The 23,197-nt window shown below is 40.2% G+C and carries 15 protein-coding genes; 8 read left to right on the top strand and 7 right to left on the bottom strand.

The window, feature by feature from the left end:
• Positions 1 to 37 precede the first annotated feature (37 nt).
• Positions 38 to 2,536, top strand: coding sequence for a hypothetical protein (locus tag KO495_RS15280; RefSeq protein WP_215981277.1), 2,499 nt, complete (start codon positions 38 to 40; stop codon positions 2,534 to 2,536).
• A 31-nt stretch (positions 2,537 to 2,567) separates the two neighbouring features.
• Here the strand turns inward: KO495_RS15280 and KO495_RS15275 are convergent, their stop codons facing one another.
• Complete coding sequence (locus KO495_RS15275; protein ID WP_215981276.1) at positions 2,568 to 3,299, bottom strand: DNA-3-methyladenine glycosylase I; 732 nt, start codon at positions 3,297 to 3,299, stop codon at positions 2,568 to 2,570.
• A 128-nt stretch (positions 3,300 to 3,427) separates the two neighbouring features.
• Positions 3,428 to 5,491, bottom strand: a complete 2,064-nt coding sequence (gene prlC, locus KO495_RS15270; protein ID WP_215981275.1) for an oligopeptidase A — start codon at positions 5,489 to 5,491, stop codon at positions 3,428 to 3,430.
• 212 nt (positions 5,492 to 5,703) lie between these two features.
• Between prlC and gorA the strand changes: the two genes are divergently transcribed.
• Entirely contained in the window at positions 5,704 to 7,083 is a 1,380-nt protein-coding gene (gene gorA / locus KO495_RS15265) for a glutathione-disulfide reductase (protein ID WP_215981274.1), read from the top strand.
• A 112-nt stretch (positions 7,084 to 7,195) separates the two neighbouring features.
• Here the strand turns inward: gorA and KO495_RS15260 are convergent, their stop codons facing one another.
• Entirely contained in the window at positions 7,196 to 8,062 is an 867-nt protein-coding gene (locus KO495_RS15260) for a LysR substrate-binding domain-containing protein (protein WP_215981273.1), read from the bottom strand.
• Between the two features lie 207 nt (positions 8,063 to 8,269).
• Between KO495_RS15260 and KO495_RS15255 the strand changes: the two genes are divergently transcribed.
• The 6 genes from KO495_RS15255 to polA all read left to right on the top strand — a co-directional run bounded on the left by KO495_RS15255 (position 8,270) and on the right by polA (position 18,732).
• On the top strand, positions 8,270 to 9,400 hold the full coding sequence (locus KO495_RS15255) for an S-(hydroxymethyl)glutathione dehydrogenase/class III alcohol dehydrogenase (RefSeq protein ID WP_252739005.1): 1,131 nt from the start codon (positions 8,270 to 8,272) through the stop codon (positions 9,398 to 9,400).
• A gap of 14 nt (positions 9,401 to 9,414) precedes the next feature.
• Positions 9,415 to 10,272 carry an S-formylglutathione hydrolase gene (gene fghA / locus KO495_RS15250; RefSeq protein WP_252739004.1) on the top strand — a complete coding sequence of 286 codons (858 nt, stop codon included), beginning with the start codon at positions 9,415 to 9,417 and terminating at the stop codon, positions 10,270 to 10,272.
• Between the two features lie 125 nt (positions 10,273 to 10,397).
• On the top strand, positions 10,398 to 10,763 hold the full coding sequence (locus KO495_RS15245) for a hypothetical protein (RefSeq protein WP_215981272.1): 366 nt from the start codon (positions 10,398 to 10,400) through the stop codon (positions 10,761 to 10,763).
• A gap of 59 nt (positions 10,764 to 10,822) precedes the next feature.
• On the top strand, positions 10,823 to 12,091 hold the full coding sequence (locus KO495_RS15240) for an efflux RND transporter periplasmic adaptor subunit (protein ID WP_215981271.1): 1,269 nt from the start codon (positions 10,823 to 10,825) through the stop codon (positions 12,089 to 12,091).
• Between the two features lie 19 nt (positions 12,092 to 12,110).
• Positions 12,111 to 15,311 (top strand): CusA/CzcA family heavy metal efflux RND transporter, encoded by a 3,201-nt coding sequence (locus KO495_RS15235; RefSeq protein WP_215981270.1) that lies wholly within the window; start codon positions 12,111 to 12,113, stop codon positions 15,309 to 15,311.
• A 616-nt stretch (positions 15,312 to 15,927) separates the two neighbouring features.
• Positions 15,928 to 18,732: a DNA polymerase I gene (gene polA, locus KO495_RS15230; RefSeq protein WP_215981269.1), complete on the top strand. Its 2,805-nt coding sequence runs from the start codon at positions 15,928 to 15,930 to the stop codon at positions 18,730 to 18,732.
• Between the two features lie 31 nt (positions 18,733 to 18,763).
• Here polA and KO495_RS15225 read toward each other — a convergent pair whose 3' ends face one another.
• The 4 genes from KO495_RS15225 to KO495_RS15210 all read right to left on the bottom strand — a co-directional run bounded on the left by KO495_RS15225 (position 18,764) and on the right by KO495_RS15210 (position 23,178).
• On the bottom strand, positions 18,764 to 19,711 hold the full coding sequence (locus KO495_RS15225; RefSeq protein WP_215981268.1) for a transporter substrate-binding domain-containing protein: 948 nt from the start codon (positions 19,709 to 19,711) through the stop codon (positions 18,764 to 18,766).
• A 41-nt stretch (positions 19,712 to 19,752) separates the two neighbouring features.
• Positions 19,753 to 21,846 carry an ATP-dependent DNA helicase RecG gene (recG, locus tag KO495_RS15220; protein WP_215981267.1) on the bottom strand — a complete coding sequence of 698 codons (2,094 nt, stop codon included), beginning with the start codon at positions 21,844 to 21,846 and terminating at the stop codon, positions 19,753 to 19,755.
• A 32-nt stretch (positions 21,847 to 21,878) separates the two neighbouring features.
• Positions 21,879 to 22,586 carry a tRNA (guanosine(18)-2'-O)-methyltransferase TrmH gene (gene trmH, locus KO495_RS15215; RefSeq protein WP_215981266.1) on the bottom strand — a complete coding sequence of 236 codons (708 nt, stop codon included), beginning with the start codon at positions 22,584 to 22,586 and terminating at the stop codon, positions 21,879 to 21,881.
• Between the two features lie 202 nt (positions 22,587 to 22,788).
• Positions 22,789 to 23,178: a RidA family protein gene (locus KO495_RS15210; protein WP_215981265.1), complete on the bottom strand. Its 390-nt coding sequence runs from the start codon at positions 23,176 to 23,178 to the stop codon at positions 22,789 to 22,791.
• Between the last annotated feature and the right edge of the window lie 19 nt (positions 23,179 to 23,197).

Raw genomic sequence — 23,197 nt, 5'->3', positions numbered from 1 at the left:
CTGTACTATTTTATTCATTTACGCTCTTAAGTTGATTATGTTTACTCTAAAGCACTTTATAATAACCACATTAAGTATTGTATTTCTTGTTTCTGCATTATTAGTGTTAAGCGCGTGTGGTGGCGGTGATAGCGCTAAACCTAGCCCTATTGTAGAAAAAACGACCGAGCAAAGTACCGACACAGATCAAGGTGAAGAGCAGGATCCTGAAAAAGAGCCTGAAAAAGAGAAGGAAGAAGAGCCTGTTTGTGAGACGCAAGCCACCCTAGCGGAAAATCACTTTGATACAGAATATTCCTACCATAATCCGCAAGCAAGCACGGTTAAAGACCAACTATTAACGAGCTTTATTGTTAAAGAATCAGCAGGTGTTGCAGCTGTTAATTACCCTGTCTCTATGGTGTTTCCACTTCCCCCTGGTGAGCATTTTTATGCGGGCGAATTTCATATTAAAAATGATGAAGGGGTAGTAATCCCAGCACAATTTAATGTTTTAAACCGTTGGTGGGCAAAAGACCGCTCACTACGACACGTTCAGGCACACTTCACTATTGATTTACCTGTGTATACTACTGGTAAGCCCGATACTGGAAGTAAGCGGTTTTATTTGCATGCTGGAAAGGCGGATGCAGTAGCCAAAAACTCGGTTTGTACGGTAGAAACTGACGAAGAAATATCAATCTCTAATGGCTTAATTACCCTTAATATACAAAAAAATCCGCTAATTATTACCACGCCGGCTGGCCAACTAACATCGTTATTTACTACAGAAAAGGGAATTGTCGATAAGTCGTTTAATCATAAGGATATTAAAATTGAATTAGACGAGTTAGGTGCACAACGTACTGTTGTTAAAATATCCTCTCAAACCGATTATATGAGCCCGACAGATATTAAACATGGTTGGGCGCTCAGGCTTTATATCCACGCCAATAGCCATTTAGTTAAAACAGATTTTCAGTTACAAAACTCGGCATTAAATACGGTTTTTTCAGCGCCACTTTATTATAAAAGTCACCAACTGAGGTTAGATGGTGTTGGTGCAACAACGACTGCAGAGCTTAAAGCTGATAATTTAGAGAGAGAGCGTATTACTTCGCAGGGGGCGGGCTATATTGGCAGCCCTAAAGTTGCTGTGTTTATGAGAGATTTTTGGCAGCGATTTCCTAATGGTTTGCAGGTCAATGATGATGGTAGTTTGGACGTAGAGTTATATCCTGCCTGGTCGAAACAATATTTGAATAATGATTTTGTTAACGGCGATTATTATTGGTTGGACGATATGAAACAAACTTATAAAGAATTACTGTTTGATTTCTCCGAGCAAAAAACAGATGAAGATATTACACGTACTTCATTACATTTTCAGTATCCGCCAGTAGCTATTATTCCGCAATCATATTATCAAAAAACCAGTGTAACGCTTGAATTGGGTGGTTACTTTCCATTAACTGAGCCAGAAACCGAGTTAGCTAGGTTACCTCAATATTCAGATAAAGACTTTTCACCGTTACATGGTGCTTATCGGTTTGGTCAAGATAACTTTGGTATAGATTTAGCTCGAAAGCTGGCAACCAGTGGCACTGGTGGTTGGCCATACTCTAATCGTAAGTTTTTTATTTCAGGTAACCCCAAAGATTACTATTTTGCGCAAAATATGGCGAAAGCTGAAATTAATATTAGACCGCAGTGGCTCTCAGGTTATACCCATGACGATGACTTTGATAATGTTATGCCGACCACTAACCCTTATGCGGGCAATACATGGCGAAAATTTTTAGGTCACGGTGTTGCTACACTAACCCGTTCATATATAGAGGATAGTAAACGTGTTGCTAAACCGAGAGATGACCAACATGCTTGGTTTTATCATGTTGAACAAGCGTATTTAATGTCAGGCAATAAGTGGCTAAAAGATTGGTATGAATTCATGGCAGAATTTAAACAAGCATATATACAAGAGCTTGACCCTTGGCCAGATAGAAGTAACAGAGCAGAAGGGCATAGTTTGAGTGTTGCATTATCATCTTATCGTGTAACTGATAATAAAAAGTTAGGTCAGCTTCTTAAAAACTATACCAGTACAATACATAGTAAATATGTACTTGCGCCGCACAATATTTCAGTCGGTACGATAAAGTTGACAAACCCTAAAGCGGCTGTGTTTCAGCAAGGTTTTTTAGTTAAGGTTTTTATTGATTTATATAATGAATTTCCAGATCAGGAAGTCACATTAAACTTAATCCATAATCACGTTGAGTGGAATTATTTATACGCTAATTATAGTTACTATCGCAGTGTGGTTGATTATCAAGTCAATACTAAAGCTTCGGGTAGTAGTTTGAGTTTTGTTGATGCGGCAATCTGGTATTCGCTTTATGTAGAAAACCCTAAATATGCTGATCATGCCATTCATTTTGTTCAATACGGCATTGGTGGCAATAAACCTTATGGCAGCTGGGATAAATGGCAGGGACAATATGAAGCGCAGTTGTATAATTATTACTTACAAAAACATAACCGTGCTTCAGACTGATTATCAATAAAGGTAAGTGCAGGTAAACTTTTTAAGTGGCGTCAACCTGCATATAATTATCACCGCTTGCAAAGGCTATTAATCGGCTTAATTGCGTTAAGGTATAGCCACTTTGCTGTTGCAAGTCATTAAAGAAAGCCTGAATTGCGTTAAGGCTTTTTTTACTTTGTAAGCCACCATCAATAATTTGTTGTGCACGTAAATACGCTTCAACATCACTACTTAAAATAAATGTATCTTTACCGAGCAATCGCAAGGCGTATGGGCCGGTGTTACCACCTAAACGTGCGCCATTTTTTTTAAGAAAATCCCATAAACCAATAATGTCATTACTTGGCCAATCGGCAATAAATTGTGCAAAGCTTTTGCCATTTAGCTGATGCTCAAAAATCATCTGTGCATTGTCTTTAATGGTTTTTACTTTATTGTAGTTACGAATAATTTTAGGGTCAGCCGCTTTTCGTTCTAGCATTTCTTCGGGCATCATTAGCACTTTTTCAATATTAAAATTAAAAAAGGCCTCCTCAAAGTCTGGCCATTTATTTTCTACTACTCGCCAAACAAAGCCTGATTTGAATATTTGCTTAGTAAATGCCGCTAATACTCTGTCGTCTGTTAACAGCGCTACGCTTTCGTGTGCGGCGTTATCATCAAGAAGTTTTTTACCTAGAATACGTTTACCGAGTAATACTTCAAGGGCTATTTCGCCGCCCTTACGGTCAGCGGCGCGCTGGTAAAGCGCTTTAAATGGTTCGTGAGTCATGTTTTTTATTCTTGAATTCAAGGATTAAGTCGGGTCGTTAGTCGCAAACTAATACGAAAATTAATGAGGGTAAGATCACAATCAAGGCACTTTAAAAAGTGCCTTGATGAGTGACAGTATTGCGATTATTACGCTTCAATACCGCTGTGACGTAGTAATGCCTCTATTTCAGGGGCGCGACCGCGAAAGTTTTCAAACAGCACGCTTGGCTCTTGTGAACCGCCTTTCTCTAAAATATTTTCTAAGAAAGATTTACCTGTTTCGGGGTTAAAAATACCTTGTTCTTCAAATAAGCCAAAAGCATCAGCAGAAAGTACCTCTGCCCATTTATAGCTGTAATAACCTGCAGAATAACCGCCACCAAAAATATGGCTAAAGCCATGTTGAAAGCGATTAAAGCTTGGTGGTTTTACAACAGAATATTTTTCACGAACGTTATCTAAAGTTTGTTGAATATGATTTTCGTTATTAGTTGCATCAGGTTTGAAGTTTTCATGCATCGAAAAATCAAAAATACTGAACTCTAACTGACGTAACATTTGCATGGCCGATTGAAAGTTTTTCGCTGCTAGCATTTTATCTAACATGGCTTGCGGCAATGGCTCACCGGTTTCAAAATGACCAGAAATAAAGGCAAGCGCTTCGTCTTGCCAACACCAGTTTTCTAAAAATTGGCTTGGTAATTCAACGGCATCCCATGGTACACCATTAATACCGGCAACGCTGCTAGCATTAACTTGGCTTAGCATGTGATGAATACCGTGACCAAATTCATGAAATAGGGTAACTACTTCATCGTGGGTAAATAACGCAGGATTATTGCCTACAGGGCCATTGAAGTTACATGTTAAGTACGCCACTGGATATTGAATTGAACCATTGCTGAGTTTAGCTCTGCCAACACAGTCATCCATCCAAGCACCGCCGCGTTTTTTCTCGCGCGCGTATAAATCTAAATAGAAGCTACCGCGCAGTTGATTTTTATTATCAAAAACATCGTAGAAGGCCACGTCATCATGCCAAACATCCACGCCATCACGCTTAGTAATGGTTAAACCAAATAAACGATGTACTACTTCAAATAAGCCCGATACCACTTTGTCTTTAGGAAAGTAAGGGCGTAATTGCTCGTCTGAAATAGCATAACGGTTTTGTTTAAGTTTTTCGCCGTAGTAAGCTAAATCCCAAGCGTGTAATTCACTCACATTAAATTCGCTTTGGGCAAAGTCAGTTAATTCTTTAAAGTCTTGTTGACCTTGATGTTGTGATTTAACGGCTAGGTTTTCTAAAAATGACATTACTTCATCAGTGGTGTTTGCCATTTTAGTGGCTAGCGAGTGCTCTGCGTAATTATCAAAACCAAGTAGGTTAGCTAATTCATGACGAAGTGTTAATAGCTCGTTCATGATCGCGCTATTATCAAATTCACCAGCGTTAGGACCCTGATCAGATGCGCGAGTTACAAACGCAGTATAAAGTTGCTCACGCAGTGCCGCGTTATCGCAATACATCATTACCGGCAAGTAACTTGGAATATCTAAGGTAAAAGTATAACCCTGCTCGCTTGAATCTTCATTTTTGCTCGCAAATAATGCTTGTGCTGCAGCAAGTGCGCTGTCAGGTAAGCCTGTTAATTCACTCGCATCATTAATGGTTACGCTAAAAGCATGGGTTGCGTCTAATACATTATTGCTAAAGTTTGAGCTTAACTCAGAAAGGCGAGTAACAATTTCACCGTAACGTGCTTTATCTTCATCATTTAAGGCTATGCCTGATAAGGTAAAGTCGCGTAGTGCATTGGTAATAACTTTTTGTTGTGCGGTATCGAGTTTATCAAACTCGGCGCTGTTTTTTAGACTTTGATACGCTTCAAATAACTGCTGATTTTGGCCAACAAAAGTGCCGTATTCAGACAGTAATGGTAAACATGACTCATAAGCATCACGTAGCTCATCACTGCTTACTACTGAGTTCATATGTGAAACAGGCGACCATAATTTAGAAAGCACATCGTCTATTTCATCAATAGGTAATACTAAATTATCCCAAGTATAGTGCGCGTTATTATTTAATACGTCGCTGATTGTTTTTTTACAATTGGCGATAGCTTGTTCAACCGCTGGCTTTACATGTTCAGGTTTAATTTGTGAAAAGGCTGGTAACTCACCTTGAATAAGTAATGGATTGGTCATAATGGCTCTTGGGCTAATGAATCGTTACTCTATATGTAATGATTATTCGCCGCTATTTCAAGGTAGGTCTGCAATATTAAATAACTCGCCTTAATCATTAACCTGAGCTCGAGGTCATTAGCCTTTTTAAGATGATTACAATGCGTTACTTGAAATAGCGAGGTAATGGGCATATATATTGAGTATCTTTTTATAAAAAAATAGAGACAACCATGACACAACATTTTGATTATATTGCCATTGGCGGTGGTAGTGGCGGCATTGCCTCAGCAAATCGCGCAGCAAAGTTAGGTAAAAAAGCCGCTGTAATAGAAGCTAAATATATTGGCGGCACTTGTGTCAATGTTGGTTGTGTACCTAAAAAAGCGATGTGGTATGCCGGACAAATATCAGATGCGTTGAAATACGCCAACGATTACGGTTTTAGTCACTACCTTAATAACAACGACGGCCAAGACGCTAAAAAGTTTGATTGGGCAAAATTAGTAGAAAATCGCGAAGCGTATATTGAACGTATTCACGCAGCATATCAGCGTGGTTTTGACGCTAATAAAGTCACGGTAATTAATGGCTTTGCTAAGTTTGTTGATAAAAATACGGTAGAAGTTGATGGCCAATTATATACCGCAGATCATATTACTATTGCGACAGGTGGCAGACCTGCCATTCCTGAAGTTGAAGGCGCAGAATACGGCATTAATTCAGACGGATTTTTTGCTTTAACCGAACAGCCTAAAAGTGTTGCCGTTGTTGGCGCAGGCTATATTGCCGTTGAGCTTGCAGGTGTTTTTTATGCACTAGGCAGCGAAACCCACTTAATTGTGCGTAAAGAAAAACCATTGCGTGGCTTTGACGATATGCTAACCGACACTTTAGTTGAGCAAATGGCCAAGCACGGGCCAACATTACATACTCACAGCACCCCAGAGCGTATTGAAAAACTCAGTGACGGTCGTTTAGTGGTGCACTTTACTAATGGCACATCGTTAGCACCAGTCGACTGCTTAGTGTGGGCAATTGGTCGTGAGCCAGCAACCGATAACATTAATATTGAATCAACAGGTATTAAACTAGACGAGCGTGGTTTTATTCCAACAGATAAATTTCAAAACACCAATGTTGATGGTATTTATGCCGTTGGCGATAACACAGGCCGTGCACAGTTAACCCCTGTTGCGGTTGCCGCAGGTCGCCGTTTATGTGAGCGTTTATTTAACAATAAACCTAATGAACATTTAGATTATTCAGGTATTGCGACAGTAGTATTTAGTCACCCAGTTATTGGCACCGTTGGTTTAACTGAAGCAGAAGCAATTGAAGAATACGGCCAAGACAATATTACGGTTTATAACTCTCAATTTACCGCACTTTACCAAGCGATTACTGAAGATTATCGCGACCCAACTCGCATGAAGTTAATTTGCGCCGGCAAAGAAGAAAAAGTGGTTGGTTTACATAGTATTGGTTTTGGTAGTGATGAACTACTACAAGGCTTTGCCGTAGCCATGAAAATGGGCGCAACCAAAGCAGATTTTGACAATACCATTGCCATTCACCCAACCTCGGCAGAAGAATTTGTTACTTTAACTTAATGATTTTAAGTAACTTTAATTTGCTAGCATATTATTAGCTAGCCTAGTTTTATTAGGCTAGCTCAACGATAAAAACACCGACTCATTCGGTGTTTTTTTTATGGGATTAAGCTCAACGCAATTTCTCAGCTAAATAATCTACCAGTAGCCGTATTTTTGGGGATAGGTGTCTATTTTGTGGATAAACCGCCCATATTCCTTCATCAGGTGCGCGGTAGCTATCTAATAAGCTAATTAGTTCGCCATTTTTTATATGTTGTTCTACATAGTAGTCAGGCAGCTGCACTATGCCTAAACCTTTTAGCGCTGCATCGGTTAAACTAAAACCGCTGTTATAGCGTAACCGACCCGAAACACGAATGCTTTTTTCTCTGTCTAACTCGCTAAAATGCCAATAATCTAAGGTGCCTAATAAACAGCTGTGTTGGCTAAGTTCAGATAGTGCATGAGGGACACCATGCTTTTCAAGGTAACGGGGGGATGCACAAACATAGCTAGTGCGTTTGCCTAATTTTTTAGCCATCATGGTTGAGTCACTTAGCTTACCTAGGCGAATTGCCAAGTCGTAACCTTCATCGACTAAATCTATGTTGCGGTTACTTAAATAAGCTGAAACTTCGATATCGCTATATTGTGAAATGAAGTTATTAACCAGTGGTAATACTTGCTGCTCACCGTAAGTAACTGGCGCAGTTAACTTTATTTTCCCTTGGGGCTTAGAGTGTAAATTTGTAATCGCACGTTCAGCAGCGTCTAGACCGTCAAGTACACTGCGACAGTGTTGATAAAAAACCCGTCCTTCTTCGGTTAATGAAACCTTGCGCGTGGTACGGTAAAACAACTTAATATTTAATCGCTTTTCTAAGGCACTGACCTGACGGCTCACTTGGGCGGTAGAAATAGCCATTTTTTTTGAAGCGCGTGTAAAGCTCTCATTTTCAGCAACATAAACGAACTCGCTGATACCATCCCACTGCATTATTGTTACCTATATGTAAAAGTGAATTACTTATTGAGTACATTATCATAGATATATAAATATAGTAGACTAGCGCTATAACATGTTAACTGACGTTAACCCCTGTAAATACAAAGCCTAAACATATAATTAAAAAGAGAACGTAAAATAGAGCTATGCTCATTATTTCTAGTTCAGCTTGCCTATTCATTTAAAGAGAGAAAAACCATGACTGACCAATTTATTAAATCAAAAGCCGCTATTGCTTGGGGACCTAAGCAACCATTATCGATTGAAGAAGTCGATGTTATGTTACCTCGCAAAGGTGAAGTCTTAGTTAAAGTTGTTGCTTCAGGGGTTTGTCATACTGATGCTTTTACCTTATCAGGAGAAGATCCTGAAGGTGTTTTTCCTGCTATTTTAGGTCATGAAGGTGGTGGTATTGTTGAGCAAGTTGGTGAGGGTGTTACTAGTGTTCAAGTAGGCGATCATGTTATTCCTTTATATACGCCTGAATGTCGTGAGTGTAAATTTTGTTTATCGGGCAAAACTAATTTATGTCAAAAAATTCGTGAAACACAAGGTAAAGGTTTGATGCCAGACGGCACTACTCGTTTTTATAAAGACGGACAGCCTATTTATCATTACATGGGTTGTTCAACTTTTTCTGAATATACAGTGTTACCTGAAATTTCATTAGCCAAAGTTAACAAAGCAGCGCCATTAGAAGAGGTTTGCTTACTTGGGTGTGGTGTTACCACCGGCATGGGCGCGGTAATGAATACCGCCAAAGTTGAAGAAGGTGCCACGGTAGCCGTTTTTGGGCTTGGTGGTATTGGTTTATCGGCTATTATTGGTGCAACCATGGCAAAAGCGAGTCGTATTATTGCCATTGATATTAATGAAAGTAAGTTTGATTTAGCGAAACAATTAGGTGCAACCGATTGTATTAATCCCAAAGATTTTGATAAGCCAATTCAAGACGTTATTGTTGAGTTAACCGATGGCGGTGTTGACTACTCGTTTGAATGTGTTGGTAATGTTAACTTAATGCGCTCAGCGTTAGAGTGTTGCCATAAAGGTTGGGGTGAGTCGGTAATTATTGGTGTTGCTGGCGCAGGGCAAGAAATATCGACCCGTCCATTTCAATTAGTAACGGGTCGTGTATGGCGTGGTACCGCTTTTGGCGGTGTAAAAGGTCGCACTGAATTGCCAGATTACGTTGAGCGTTATTTAGCGGGTGAATTCAAATTAAGTGATTTTATTACTCATACTATGCCGCTTGAAGATATTAATGAATCGTTTGATTTAATGCACAAAGGCGAGAGTATTCGTAGCGTTATTCATTTTGCTAAATAATAAAGGTTAATAACATGGCAAGTAATCATGTAATTGAAAATATCAGTATGAATAAAAGTTTTGGTGGCTGGCATAAGCAATACAGCCATCAGTCTAGCACGCTCAATTGTGCTATGCGTTTTGCTATTTATTTACCGCCACAAGCCTCTAGTGGCGCAAAGGTTCCGGTACTATATTGGCTTTCGGGCTTAACCTGTACTGATGAAAACTTTATGCACAAAGCAGCGGCACAACGTATGGCTGCTGAATTAGGTATTGCTATTGTTGCTCCTGATACTAGTCCGCGAGGAAGTGAGGTTGCTGATGATGAAGGTTATGATTTAGGGCAAGGTGCGGGTTTTTATGTGAATGCCACACAAGCGCCTTGGAACCGACATTATCAGATGTACGATTACGTGGTTACTGAATTGCCAGCGCTGATTGAGGCGCTGTTTCCGGTGTCAAATAAGCGGGCTATTAGTGGACATTCAATGGGCGGACACGGGGCATTAACTATTGCGCTGTTGAACCCTGAACGTTATTGCTCGGTTTCAGCATTTAGCCCTATTTGTAATCCAATTAATGCACCGTGGGGTATTAAAGCATTTACAACATACTTAGGCGCAGATAAATCAACATGGCCGCAGCATGATGCAAGTGAGTTGATGAGCAAAGCAACGCAGTTAATACCAGCTAAGGTTGACCAAGGCGGTGCTGATAACTTTTTACAAGAACAGTTAATGCCTGAAACTTTAGTGACCGCGGCAAAGGCGAGCAACTATCCGCTAGCACTTGCGATACATGAGGGCTACGATCATAGTTACTATTTCATATCATCATTTATTGATGAGCATTTACGTTTTCATTTTGAGCATCTTAATGAATCTAAATAAGAATTACTCGTAAATAAGTGATGATAAACTTACACATTAGTGATTAATTTGCTAGAGTAGAGGTCAATTAGGACTTTTGTGTAGTGTTTATTGTGAGATTATTTTTCTGCTACTTGGTGGTTATAGTGATTGCATTGCAATCGACTTTGACGATCGCCGCAGATAATATCGGACATCAAAATAGCAATCAAAACACAGAACAGCAGCACACCTTTCAAGATATTGCGCAAGCTAATCAAGTCCAAGCTAATCAGCAAACTCATAGTGCCCACAATCATATTGTCTCAAGTGAAAGTGCTGATCATACCAATCATAGTGATGTTGAACACCCAGATTGCCATCATAATCACTGTCACCATAGCAACTTAGTCTATTTTGATTTAGCAGGACTACAGTTATTTAATCGTTTACTAAATAAGCAAGTTATCGCTAAAAAAATTACTTTTACCTCAGCGCCAGTGAGCCCAAGCTTACGCCCTCCTATCGTTTAATTCGTTATTAGTTACGCGGAAAATCCGCCTTATTCTTAATTAATTAAAACGAGAAAATTATGAAACTTTTCAATGTTATCAGCTTGCTGGTGGCTGTTATATCGCCAGTATTTTTATCTGAGTCTTATGCTGGCACACCACAAAGAGAGCAACAGCTTAGCTTTACCAACAAACAAATGCAGCTTGCCAATATTCAGGTGGCGACAATTAAATCACGTTATATGGATCAACGTTTATATGCCCCAGGGGAAATACAAGCCAACGGTTATACCAGCTACGTGGTTTCACCGCGTGTTGAGTCGGTTATTGTGCGCCGTCATGCCATTTTAGGGGAGCACGTTGAGCAAGGACAAGCGCTAGTAACACTATTTAGTGAAACGGTAGCAGAAGCACAGGCGCTATATCGTATTGCCTATGCGGATTGGCAACGCGCCAAAAAAGTGGGTAACGGTGTTATTAGCGAGAGTGAACTCTTAAACGCCAAAACCGACTATATTGCCGCATACAGTCGCCTTAAAGCATATGGATTAACCGATAGAGCCATTGATATTGTTGCCAATGATCATAGCTCAGCGTTAGGCGAATATACTTTAAAAGCCGAGCGATCTGGTGCGGTTTTATCTGATAATTTTCAGCAAGGACAACGGGTCAGTGCTGGCGAACGCATTATGGTACTTACTAATGAAAGTGAGTTATGGATTGAAGCGCGTTTAGCTGCAAACAACCCCGCTATTTTATCGAAAGGCACTAAAGCTGAAGTTGTATTGACTCGTAGTAATAACGATTCAGTAAATTATCAAGCCGAGGTTATTCAACAGTCTCATACCATTGACCCTAAAACACGTACGCGTATTGTTCGCTTACAGGTTAATAATGACGATCATCAATTGCACCCGGGACTCTTTGTCGACGTGTACTTTGCTCTAACCACCGAAAAACCAGTGTTAGTGGTTCCAGAAACGGCACTATTACGTGGTGCTGATGGTGATTGGCAGGTGTATGTGCAACAAAGTGAACAACACGATGAACAAAGTGAAGTAGCACACCAACACAATGAAGTCGAGCAACACGATGAACAGAGTGAAGTAGCGCATCAACACAATGAAGCTGAGCAACCTATAACAGAACAACATGAAGAAAGTGTTGCCTTTATCGCACAAGAGGTGGAGTTAGGCGCTTTATATAGAACGTATTCTCAAGAAAATAAGCAATGGTATAGCTGGCGTGAAATTTATGGCGTTAGTGAAAACAGTAACATTGCGGTGACAGGAGCATTTTTTATTGCTTCGCAAGGCGCTAAAAGTGGCTTTGATACTCATAACCATTAATTTTTAAGAGAGCAGTAATATGTTAAATCGTTTAATCCATTGGTCTATCGCCAATAAATTATTGGTGGTTATTACATTGCTGGCGTTAATTGTTGGCAGTACCCTAATATTACCTAAACTTAATCTTGATGCATTTCCTGATGTCACTAATGTGCAAGTTGCCATTAATACAGAAGCACCAGGGTTGGCAGCTCAAGAGGTTGAGCAGCTTATTACCTTTCCAATTGAGGCGGTAATGTACGCATTACCAGATGTAGAACAAGTACGGTCTATTTCAAAAACCGGCTTGTCTGGTATCACGGTTGTTTTTAAAGAAGGTACCGATATTTATTTTGCCCGACAATTAGTTTTTGAACGTTTATTGGCAGCAAAAGAGTTGATTCCACAAGGCGTTGGCGCACCAGAAATTGGTCCCAATACATCAGGTTTGGGTCAGGTTTATCAGTACCTACTTACCAGTGATGAATCATCAGATCTAGATTTGATGGCGTTACGTAGCCTTAATGACTGGTTAGTAAAGTTAATGTTGATGCCTATTGATGGCGTTACCGAAGTCTTATCATTTGGCGGTGAGGTCAAGCAATATCAGGTTAATATTAATCCAAGTTTATTATTGGCTTATCAAGTCACCCAGCAGCAAGTTATGGCGGCTATTGAGCAAAATAATCAAAATGCGGGTGGCTGGTATTTAAATCGCGGTGACGAACAGTTAGTTATTCGGGGCATGGGGTGGCTTACTGCGGGAGAGGACACTTTAGCGCAAATCGCTCAAACTCCACTTAAAACGGTTAACGGTGTTGTGGTTACCATTGGTGATGTAGCGACCGTCTCTTTAGGTAGTGAAATTCGTCAAGGTGCGGTAACGATGTCAACCCGCGATGAACAAGGCAATATTAACTCGAAAGGTGAGGTGGTTACTGGCATTGTTTTAAAGCGTATGGGAGCGAATACCAAATTAACCATTGACGGTATTAATGCGCGCGCAGAAATGATCAATAAGGCGCTGCCACCAGGCGTGCGTTTTGAAGTGCTTTATGATCAGGCTGACTTAATTGAGCAAGCTGTTAATACCGTTGTTGATGCGTTAGTACTTGCCTTTGGTTTGATCATTGTTATTTTAGCGCTGTTTTTAATGAATTTATCAGCAACCTTTTTAGTGCTTATTTCTATTCCTATTGCTATCGGTTTAGCGCTAATGGTAATGGCATGGCTAGGTATTTCAGCTAACTTAATGTCGTTAGGCGGTTTAGCTGTTGCTATTGGGATGTTAGTTGATGGTGCTGTAGTAATGGTAGAAAGCATTGTGAAGCAGTTATCAGTGCAGCAATCATTATTGCAAGCTAATAACAAAGAGCAAAATAAACTGTCAGCGCAGCAAATACAAAGCACTATTAACCAAGCCGCTTGTGCTGTGGTTAAACCTATCGTCTTCGCTACTGTGATTATTCTTGTCGTTTTTATGCCACTGTTTAGTTTTGAAGGTGTTGAGGCTAAGCTATTTCAACCAATGGCGATAAGCATTATGTTAGCTATGATTGCTGCACTATTTGTTGCCACCGTCATTGTGCCTGCACTTGCCAGTATTTTATTTAGCCGTGGTGTTTCAATAAAAACTAACCCGATGGTTGCTTTGCTAGAGCGCGGTTATCGTCACTGTTTACTCAAAGCATTTCACTGGCGTAAAACCTTAATGGCTAGTGCATTTGTTTTAATGTGCAGCGCGTTAGCTTTAGTACCATTTATTGGTACTGAATTTGTTCCTGAATTAGAAGAAGGTACCATTAATTTACGGGTAACTTTAGCGCCTTCCGCCAGTTTAGAAACAGCGTTGAGTATTGCACCTAAAATTGAAAGAATACTCTTGGGCTTTACTGAAGTTGACTATGCTTTAAGTCGTGTCGGTCGCCCTGAAATTGGCGGCGATCCCGAGCCAGTTAATAATATTGAAGTCTATTTAGGGCTAAAACCGATAGCTCAATGGCAGCGAGCCTCAAGTCGTATTGAATTACAACAACTGATGGCTGAAGAGCTAGAGCAATTTCCAGGATTATTGTTTAACTTCTCGCAACCAATAGCTACGCGGGTAGATGAGTTATTATCAGGCGTTAAAGCGCAATTAGCGGTTAAATTATTTGGTGCCGATTTAGCCATATTAGCGAGTAAAGGTGAGGAAATAACCAAAGTAATTCAAACCATTGCGGGCGCAAAAGATGTTGCGATGGAACAAATTGCAGGTGAAGCACAATTAGTGATTAAGCCAAAACGCCGACAACTTTCTCGTTATGGTATGTCGGTTAGCGATGTTATGAATGTCGTGCAAGACGGCTTAGGTGGCAGTGCAGCAGGACAAATCATTAATGGCAATGAGCGTTACGATATTTATGTACGTTTAGCTAAACAATACCGACAAGATATAGCTGCTATTGGTGAATTACGGTTGTTATCTCCTGATGGCGCTTGGTTACGTTTAGCCGATATTGCCGATATTGCTATTGAGTCAGGCCCACCACAAGTGCGTCGTGATGATGTGCAAAGGCGTGTGGTTATTCAAGCGAATGTTCAGGGGCGAGATATGGGCAGTGTTGTGGCTGATATTAATGCCGCTATTGCCGAGCAAGTTGACTTGCCTAGTGGCTACGGCATTCAAATTGGCGGTCAATTTGAATCGCAACAACGCGCTCAGAAAAAACTATTATTAGTGGTGCCATTATCATTAGCCTTAATTGCCTTACTGCTGTATTTTGCTTTTAACTCTATTGGGCAGGCGTTGTTAATTTTGGTGAATGTGCCGCTAGCGGTTATTGGCGGTATTGCCGCGTTGTATTTTAGTGGTCAATATTTATCAGTACCTAGCTCGGTGGGCTTTATTACCTTATTTGGTGTCGCCGTACTAAACGGTGTGGTGATGGTTGAAAGTATTAATCTGCAAATAAAAAGTGAGCTGAAAAAATTAGCCGATGCTGATCTTCCGCAAGCTATTTTCTCAGGCGCAATTGCGAGATTACGCCCCGTTCTAATGACCGCATTTACCTCATTATTAGGCTTGTTACCTATGTTAATGTCGACAGGTGTCGGGGCTGAAATTCAAAAACCGTTAGCGACGGTTATTGTTGGTGGTTTAGCCAGTGCAACCTTATTGACCTTATTTGTTTTACCTGTGTTATATCGCATGTTTTCAAAGTCTTGTATTGCTTTGTGGCGCCAAGGCAATAAAGGTTAAGTTGCGCTCTAATGGCGGTTTACCAATTACTGAACATTAGTACATGACTTCGGCGGTAACAACAGCGGTGGTTTATCTACCTTAATAAACCACCGCATTGTTGTTATTATTTTATCTTTTTCGTATGAATTTTTTATGGCTCCAAAATTAAATAAGAATTCTTTAAATTTATATTTTCGAGCATGCTGCCAGCTAACACCCACCAATAATGACTTAGATTATTTTGTTATTTTAAGCTCACTTTTTTCTGTAAAAAAAGTTTAATAATCCGCTGGTAATTAAGCCCAATTCTGATAATCTCTTACGTCATCAAATAATCTTGTTTGTTTTTTGCACAAGGTAAATTGACAGCGATAAATAATTTATCCACAAATGATAAAAATAATAACATTGTGTATTTTAAAGCCTATCTTTTTCGCTTTTTTCAATGAATTCAATAAAATAGATCTAATAAGATCAAAGTAAGATCCTCACTTGCTTTGACGATTTTTTGTGCCTATTCACAAGGTTATCCACAAGAAGATCCTATAAAGTTTTTTTGTATAGTGGAGCCTGCAGGCGCTTTGTGGCATGCTTAGCGTTATCCTAGTTTATTATAGTTATTTGCCTACATCTTATGACAACTTCTCAAAGTTCAACTTCTGAAAATAACACGATTGAAAGTACAAAAAGCCCTTTAATTTTAGTGGATGGATCGTCGTATTTATTCCGTGCTTATCACGTACCTTATTTACAAGCACTATCAACCGCAGATGGTCAACCGACAGGGGCAATTACTGGCGTATTGAACATGCTAGGTAGCTTAAAAAAAGATTACCCTAACGGTAATATCATTGTTATTTTTGACGCAAAAGGTAAAACCTTTCGCAATGATATGTATCCAGAATATAAAGCTAATCGTCCACCGATGCCTGACGAGCTTCGTAGCCAAATTGCACCATTACATGAGATCATTACCGCGATGGGCTTACCGTTATTAGTGATCCCCGATGTTGAGGCTGATGATGTTATTGGTACCTTAGCTAAACAGGCTGATGAGCAAGGTATGGAAACCGTTATTTCAACGGGCGATAAAGATATGGCGCAGTTGGTTACGCCGCATGTGCGTTTAATAAATACCATGACCAATGTTGAAATGGACGTGGCAGGCGTTAGTGAAAAGTTTGGAGTACGCCCAGATCAAATCATTGATTACTTAGCCTTGATGGGCGACAAAGTTGATAATATTCCAGGTGTGGTGAAATGTGGTCCTAAAACGGCGGTTAAATGGCTAGCAGAGCACGGTACACTGGAAGGTGTTATAGCTAATGCTGATAAAGTGAAAGGTAAAATTGGTGAAAACTTACGTGAAGCACTTGAGCAATTACCGTTATCTTATCAATTAGCAACCATTAAGTGTGATGTTGAGCTTGAACAAAGCGCAGAGCAACTAGCCGCTAGCGAACCCGATGTTGAAGCATTAACTACGCTATATCAAAAATTCGAACTAAAAAGGTTATTAGCCGATCTCACTAAAGGTAAAACTAGCGCTAACAATACCGAGGTTGTAAAAGCCGCCGCGCCAAAAAACAGCGCAAGTGAAGTTGAAGTTATTGCTGCTGAGGTCGGTGAGAGCCAATACGATATCATTTTAGACCAAGCGCTTTTTGAGCAGTGGTTAGATAAACTTAATAGCAGTATCGCCTTTGCGTTTGATACCGAAACCACCAGCGTTGATTATATGAAAGCTGAATTGGTAGGTTTATCGTTTGCGATTGAAGCCGGAAAAGCCGCTTACGTACCGTTAATGCATGATTATGCTGATGCTCCCGAGCAGTTAGACCGAGATTGGGTGTTAGCCCAGTTGAAACCGTTACTTGAAAGCACTGAGATTAAAAAAATTGGCCAAAACTTAAAGTACGATGCCAACGTCCTTAGTCAGTACAACATTGAAGTTAAAGGTATTGCGTTTGATACTATGATTGAGTCGTACTGTTATAACAGCGTTGCTACACGTCATAATATGGATGCGCTAGCGCTTAAATATTTAGGTTATAGCACAGTACACTTTGAAGATATTGCCGGTAAAGGCGCTAAGCAATTAACTTTTAACCAAATAGATATTGAAAAAGCGGGTTATTATGCCGCTGAAGATGCTGACATTACATTACGTTTACACCAAGCCATTTTCCCTGCCTTAGCGCAATCAGAAAAGCCATTAAGTGTATTTAACGACATAGAAATGCCATTACTGCCGGTATTAGCCCGTATGGAGCAAGGCGGCGTATTAATTGATAGTGATGTTTTAGACCAACAAAGCCATAGTTTAGGTCAGCGTTTAGATGAACTTGAAATTGAAGCGCATAACTTAGCAGGTAAGAGCTTCAATTTAGGCTCACCTAAGCAACTTCAACAAATATTGTTTGAAGAATTAAAAATTCCGGTCATCAAAAAGACACCAAAAGGCGCGCCTTCCACGGCAGAAGAAGTGTTACAAGAATTAGCGCTCGATTACCCGTTACCGAAAGTCATATTAGAAAACCGAGGCTTAAGTAAATTAAAGTCTACCTATACTGATAAGCTCCCGCTAATGGTAAGCCCGAAAACAGGGCGTTTACATACATCATACCATCAAGCGGTAACGGCAACGGGTCGTTTATCTTCTACTGAGCCGAACCTGCAAAATATTCCAATTCGTAGTGAGCAAGGTCGTAAAATTCGCCAAGCATTTATTGCTCCCAAAGATCATAAAATTGTCGCTATAGATTACTCGCAAATAGAATTGCGCATTATGGCGCACTTATCTAACGATAAAGGTTTAGTGACTGCGTTTAGCGAAGGTAAAGATATTCATAAAGCAACCGCGGCTGAGATTTTTGCAGTTGAGCTTGATGAAGTAACCACAGATCAACGCCGTAGTGCTAAAGCAATTAACTTTGGTTTAATTTATGGCATGTCGGCCTTTGGTTTAGCTAAACAGCTTAATATTGGCCGTCAGCAAGCTCAAGAGTACCAAGACAAGTACTTCCAGCGCTATCCTGGCGTATTAACCTATATGGAAGACACTCGTCAACAAGCAACAGAGCAAGGCTATGTTGAAACTATTTTTGGTCGTCGTCTGTATTTACCTGATATTAATGCTAAAAATGGTATGCGTAAAAAAGCTGCAGAGCGTGCTGCGATTAATGCGCCAATGCAAGGTACGGCAGCCGATATTATCAAAAAGGCAATGTTAGCGGTTGATCAGTGGCTACTTGAGCAAAATGATGACCGAGTGAAAATGACTATGCAGGTACACGATGAATTAATTTTTGAAATTCATCAAGATATTGTTGAAGAAACGACACAAAAGCTCGTAGCGTTAATGAATAATGCCGTTGAACTGAGTGTGCCTCTTATTGCCGAATATGGCATTGGAGACAACTGGGATGAAGCGCACTAACGGCTAAATATGTCGCTGCTACTTAGCACTATTATAAAGGAGTGTACTCTATTTCAGGTTGGTAGCAGCGAAATGTAGCGTTTTTGTCGATAAAGCGCTGAGTTTCTCCTGAGACTTTAAAGCGTTGTAACGCATCATTAAGATCTGTTTGTAATGATTGCCAATGTGGCCTTTTGGTACTTAACGCAAAAAACAACGGATGTTCAGCTAAACTAGGCTCCAACAATTTTAACTGTTGTAGCAAGTCGCGCTTTTCCGTATCAGAAAGTTTGCTAATAGTGACGCTATGATTAAACACTTTCCGATCACCTAAAATAAAATCAACACGCTTTGCTACCATCATCCTAACCAGCTGTAGCTCATCGACCGCTTCCACGACCGAAAAAATATGTGTATTGACCATATTATTTATTTCTACAGTGTAGTTATTGCCTCTAACGACCCCAACCACTTTATTATATAAAATGGTTAAATCATCAGCCTTTAAAGCGGCACTATCTTTATGAGTGATTAGCGAGAGGGTTCCGCCAGGAAAGGGGTCACTTAAAACAAGTGGATTGTTTGTAGTAACAGTCTCAGCGTTATTTGTTTTTCTATTATCATATTGAGGAAATACAATATCGACCAGCCCTTGTTCGGCAAGCATTTTTGAGCGTGCCCACGGGTAAAAGTTAATATTAACTTGATAACCTTTGCTAACTAGCAGTGCGGCTGCAAGCTTAAACACCCAACCTTTATTGCAATTACCTTCGCTAATATAAGGAGGCCAGCTAGTGGTTGCTAAATGAACCACTTTAGTAGAGCTTTTATTAAAGCGATAACCCTGTTTTGTTTTTTCACCAATAATAATGGTGGTTTTACCCGCTAAGGTGTACTCAATAGTGAGTGTGTTATCAATTGATTTTGCTATCGCCGAGAGGCTAGTTAGTATTAACAGTGATATAAACAACAAGGTTTTTAATAATATTTGTACTGACATTCACTTTCCTTAGGTAATACCAACATTATCATTGTTTTTAATTAAGCATTAGAATACTGTTCTTTATTACCTAACCAACGTTGAATTAATGGTTGCATATATTCAGAGTGTTGGCGTGATATTAAGTAAGCTTTTTGTTGAATTTCACTAATTAAGTAGCCATCGCGTACTAGGTCGGCAATTTTTAACTCGGCTAAGCCCGTTTGACGTGTGCCTAATAACTCACCAGGTCCGCGTATTTCCAAATCTTTTTCTGCAATGACAAAGCCATCATTACTCTCACGTAATACTGCTAATCGTTTAGTCGCGGTTTTTGACAATGGTGCTTTGTACATTAGCACACAATGTGATGCGACTGAGCCTCGACCAACACGACCGCGTAGTTGATGCAGTTGTGCTAAACCTAAGCGCTCTGGGTTTTCTATTACCATTAAGCTAGAGTTAGGTACATCAACGCCCACTTCTATTACGGTAGTGGCAATCAGTAAATCAATAGAGCCGGCTTTAAAACCGTCCATTATTTCTTGTTTTTCAATTGCTTTCATTCGCCCGTGCACTAAGCCTATGGTTAACTCAGGAAGCTGTTCTTTTAAATAAAGCGCAGTATCTTCAGCAGCTTGGCATTGTAAAACTTCGGACTCTTCAATTAAGGTACAAACCCAATAAGCTTGGCGATTGTCATTAATACAACCTTGTCTAATACGCTCAATCACATCATCACGGCGTGAGTCAGGCAGGGCTATGGTATTAATAGGGGTGCGCCCCGGTGGTAATTCATCAATTACTGAGGTATCAAGATCGGCATAAGCGGTCATCGCTAAGGTGCGTGGAATAGGAGTCGCTGTCATAATCAGTTGGTGCGGATATTTATTATCGAAGACACCTTTTTCACGTAGTGATAATCGTTGATGTACGCCAAACTTATGTTGTTCATCAATAATAATCAGCACTAAGTTTTTGAAGATAACATCAGCCTGAAATAAAGCGTGTGTACCTATCACCATTTGCATATCACCATTGGCAATATGCTCTAACGCTAATCGTCGTGCTTTTGCTTTGGTTTTACCTGCAAGCCAGCCTACTGAAATATTAAGCGGCTCGAACCACTTAGCAAAGTTTATTGCATGTTGCTCGGCTAGTATTTCGGTAGGTGCCATCAGCGCGACCTGATAACCTTCGCTAATCGCGGTTAACGAGGCTAATGCTGCCACTAAAGTTTTACCTGAGCCAACATCACCTTGCACTAAACGCATCATTGGGTGATGTTTAGCAAGGTCGGTTTTTATTTCGTCAACTACGCGTGCTTGTGCGTTAGTTGGCGCAAAAGGCAAAGAATCAAGAAAGGCTTGCTTAGTTTGCTCACTACCATGCAATGCGAGTGAATCATGAATATCACTGCTTTGTCTTAGTTTTTGCATACTCAAGTTGTGAGCGAGTAACTCTTCTTTAATTAAGCGTAGTTGCGCAGGGTGCTTACCTAATTCTAATTGCTCTACTGAAACATCTGGCGGCGGACGGTGAATAATCGCTAAGGCTTGGCTGAGGCTATATTGCTCTGAAAATAAACTCGGCGGTAGTAACTCTTCTACGCTGCCGCGCTGTAAGCGAATAAGTGCCTGTTCGGTTAATGCTCTTAGGGAGTGTTGTCTTAACCCATCGGTACTGGGGTAAACAGGCGTTAGCGTTTCTTCAACAGGGGTTAATTCACGGTCATCATCAAGAGATTTGTATTCTGGATGAACAATTTGAAAGCCACGTGGACCGCGCTTAATTTCACCGTAACAGCGAATAGTACGACCAATCGCTAAGCTGTTTTTTTGGCTGGCAGAAAAACTAAAAAAATTGAGTTGAATACTACCAGTGCCGTCATGCAAGGTAACCACCAGCATACGACGCTTACCTTGCGTAATTTGGTTGCCGGTGATTTCACCAATAATATTGGTGGAAACCCCAGGGATTAAATCACGTATTGTGGTAACTCGGGTTTTATCTTCATAACGCAATGGCAAATGGAACAGTAAATCTTGTACGCTAAGTAAGCCAATCTTTTCTAGTTTAGTCGCTAAGCTAGGTCCGACACCTTTTAATGTTGAAAGGGGGACTTGTGAGAGTTTACTTAGTGCCTCCATTGCCATGGCGTTACATTCCTAATGTTGATTAGATAGGCTTAATCGTCGAGATGTTGCCAGGCACTTTTGTTCATTTGCATTTTTTGCCACCAGTCATCATCAGCAACAATTTGACCTTGTTCGTCAATAACAGGGTAAGGTAAGCCTTTACGTTGACAAGCCTCGGCAAAGATAGGATGCCCACCTTCAAATAAAATGCGTTGACGGCGCTCATTACTTAATCGTGGTTGCTCATACATGCCAGCAGCAACACGTTGGCGCTGTGCTTCGTATAAAACTACCGAGCAAGCCACCGATACGTTTAACGATTGCACCATGCCAACCATAGGAATAACAATGTCTTGGTCTGCTAATTCAAGCGCTTCTTTTGAGGTACCAAATTTTTCTTGCCCTAAAATAATCGCTGTTGGCTTGGTATAATCAATTTCGGTGAAATTAACTGCAGTATCTGACAAATTAGTTACTAATACTTGCATGCCTTGGGCTTTTAACGCGGCAATGGCATCCGCTGTTTTATGGTAATTATGAACGTCAATCCAGTTTTGACTACCGGCCGCACTGCCACCACGCACCTCAGCTTCTTCACTTTTCCATACTGCATGAACATCGCTAATACCAATGGCATCACAAGTACGTACAACCGCGGCTAAGTTATGAGATTTATGAAGACCTTCCATGCAGACTGTTAAATCTGGTTGGCGCTTGTCTAACATGGTATTTATGCGTGCTAATCTTTCTGGAGTCATGTTGGTTTATTCTTTTAAATAATATGATCTAATATAAAATCTTTATGAGCTACTTATACTTCGTCTGAGCGAGCCCAAGAGGCAATATAAATGCTATTTAAGCAAAGCTTTCAAGCTGTGAGTTCATGGAGCTTATGTCGATAAGTGACTTGAACTCACAGCGTAGATAATGCAGCTTAAATAGTATTAATGAAGCCTATTTTTAGTTAACGCTAGGCAGTTCCATAATACCGTCAATTTCAATATCTACGGCTTTAGGTAATTTAGATACCTGAATTGCCGCTCTTGCTGGATAAGGCTTTTTGAAATAACGACTCATTATTTCATTAACTGTGGCAAAGTTATCTAAATCGGTCATGAAAATGTTCACTTTAACCATATCGTTAATGCTGCCACCTGCCGCTTCACATACTGCCACTAAGTTTTTAAATACTTGTTCAGCCTGCTCACTAAAGCCGCCTTCAATCACTTCCATTGTTTCAGGAATCAATGGGATTTGACCTGATAAATACACAGTGTTGCCTACTTTTACAGCTTGGCTGTATGTACCAATTGCGCTTGGAGCTTGCTCGGTATTAATAATGCTTTTCATACTTCTTCCTAATTCAATA

This window comes from Colwellia sp. D2M02 (assembly GCF_018860755.1).
Taxonomy (GTDB): Bacteria; Pseudomonadota; Gammaproteobacteria; order Enterobacterales; family Alteromonadaceae; genus Colwellia; species Colwellia asteriadis.
This window is presented reverse-complemented; position numbering and strand designations above follow the sequence as displayed.

Coding starts and splice junctions, on each gene's coding strand:
- prlC (WP_215981275.1), bottom strand. CDS start 5,491: ATGACCAATCCATTACTTATTCAAGGTGAGTTACCAGCCTTTTCACAA.
- KO495_RS15210 (WP_215981265.1), bottom strand. CDS start 23,178: ATGAAAAGCATTATTAATACCGAGCAAGCTCCAAGCGCAATTGGTACA.
- KO495_RS15235 (WP_215981270.1), top strand. CDS start 12,111: ATGTTAAATCGTTTAATCCATTGGTCTATCGCCAATAAATTATTGGTG.
- fghA (WP_252739004.1), top strand. CDS start 9,415: ATGGCAAGTAATCATGTAATTGAAAATATCAGTATGAATAAAAGTTTT.
- KO495_RS15240 (WP_215981271.1), top strand. CDS start 10,823: ATGAAACTTTTCAATGTTATCAGCTTGCTGGTGGCTGTTATATCGCCA.
- KO495_RS15225 (WP_215981268.1), bottom strand. CDS start 19,711: ATGTCAGTACAAATATTATTAAAAACCTTGTTGTTTATATCACTGTTA.
- trmH (WP_215981266.1), bottom strand. CDS start 22,586: ATGACTCCAGAAAGATTAGCACGCATAAATACCATGTTAGACAAGCGC.
- KO495_RS15255 (WP_252739005.1), top strand. CDS start 8,270: ATGACTGACCAATTTATTAAATCAAAAGCCGCTATTGCTTGGGGACCT.
- polA (WP_215981269.1), top strand. CDS start 15,928: ATGACAACTTCTCAAAGTTCAACTTCTGAAAATAACACGATTGAAAGT.
- KO495_RS15260 (WP_215981273.1), bottom strand. CDS start 8,062: ATGCAGTGGGATGGTATCAGCGAGTTCGTTTATGTTGCTGAAAATGAG.
- gorA (WP_215981274.1), top strand. CDS start 5,704: ATGACACAACATTTTGATTATATTGCCATTGGCGGTGGTAGTGGCGGC.
- KO495_RS15275 (WP_215981276.1), bottom strand. CDS start 3,299: ATGACTCACGAACCATTTAAAGCGCTTTACCAGCGCGCCGCTGACCGT.
- recG (WP_215981267.1), bottom strand. CDS start 21,846: ATGGCAATGGAGGCACTAAGTAAACTCTCACAAGTCCCCCTTTCAACA.
- KO495_RS15280 (WP_215981277.1), top strand. CDS start 38: ATGTTTACTCTAAAGCACTTTATAATAACCACATTAAGTATTGTATTT.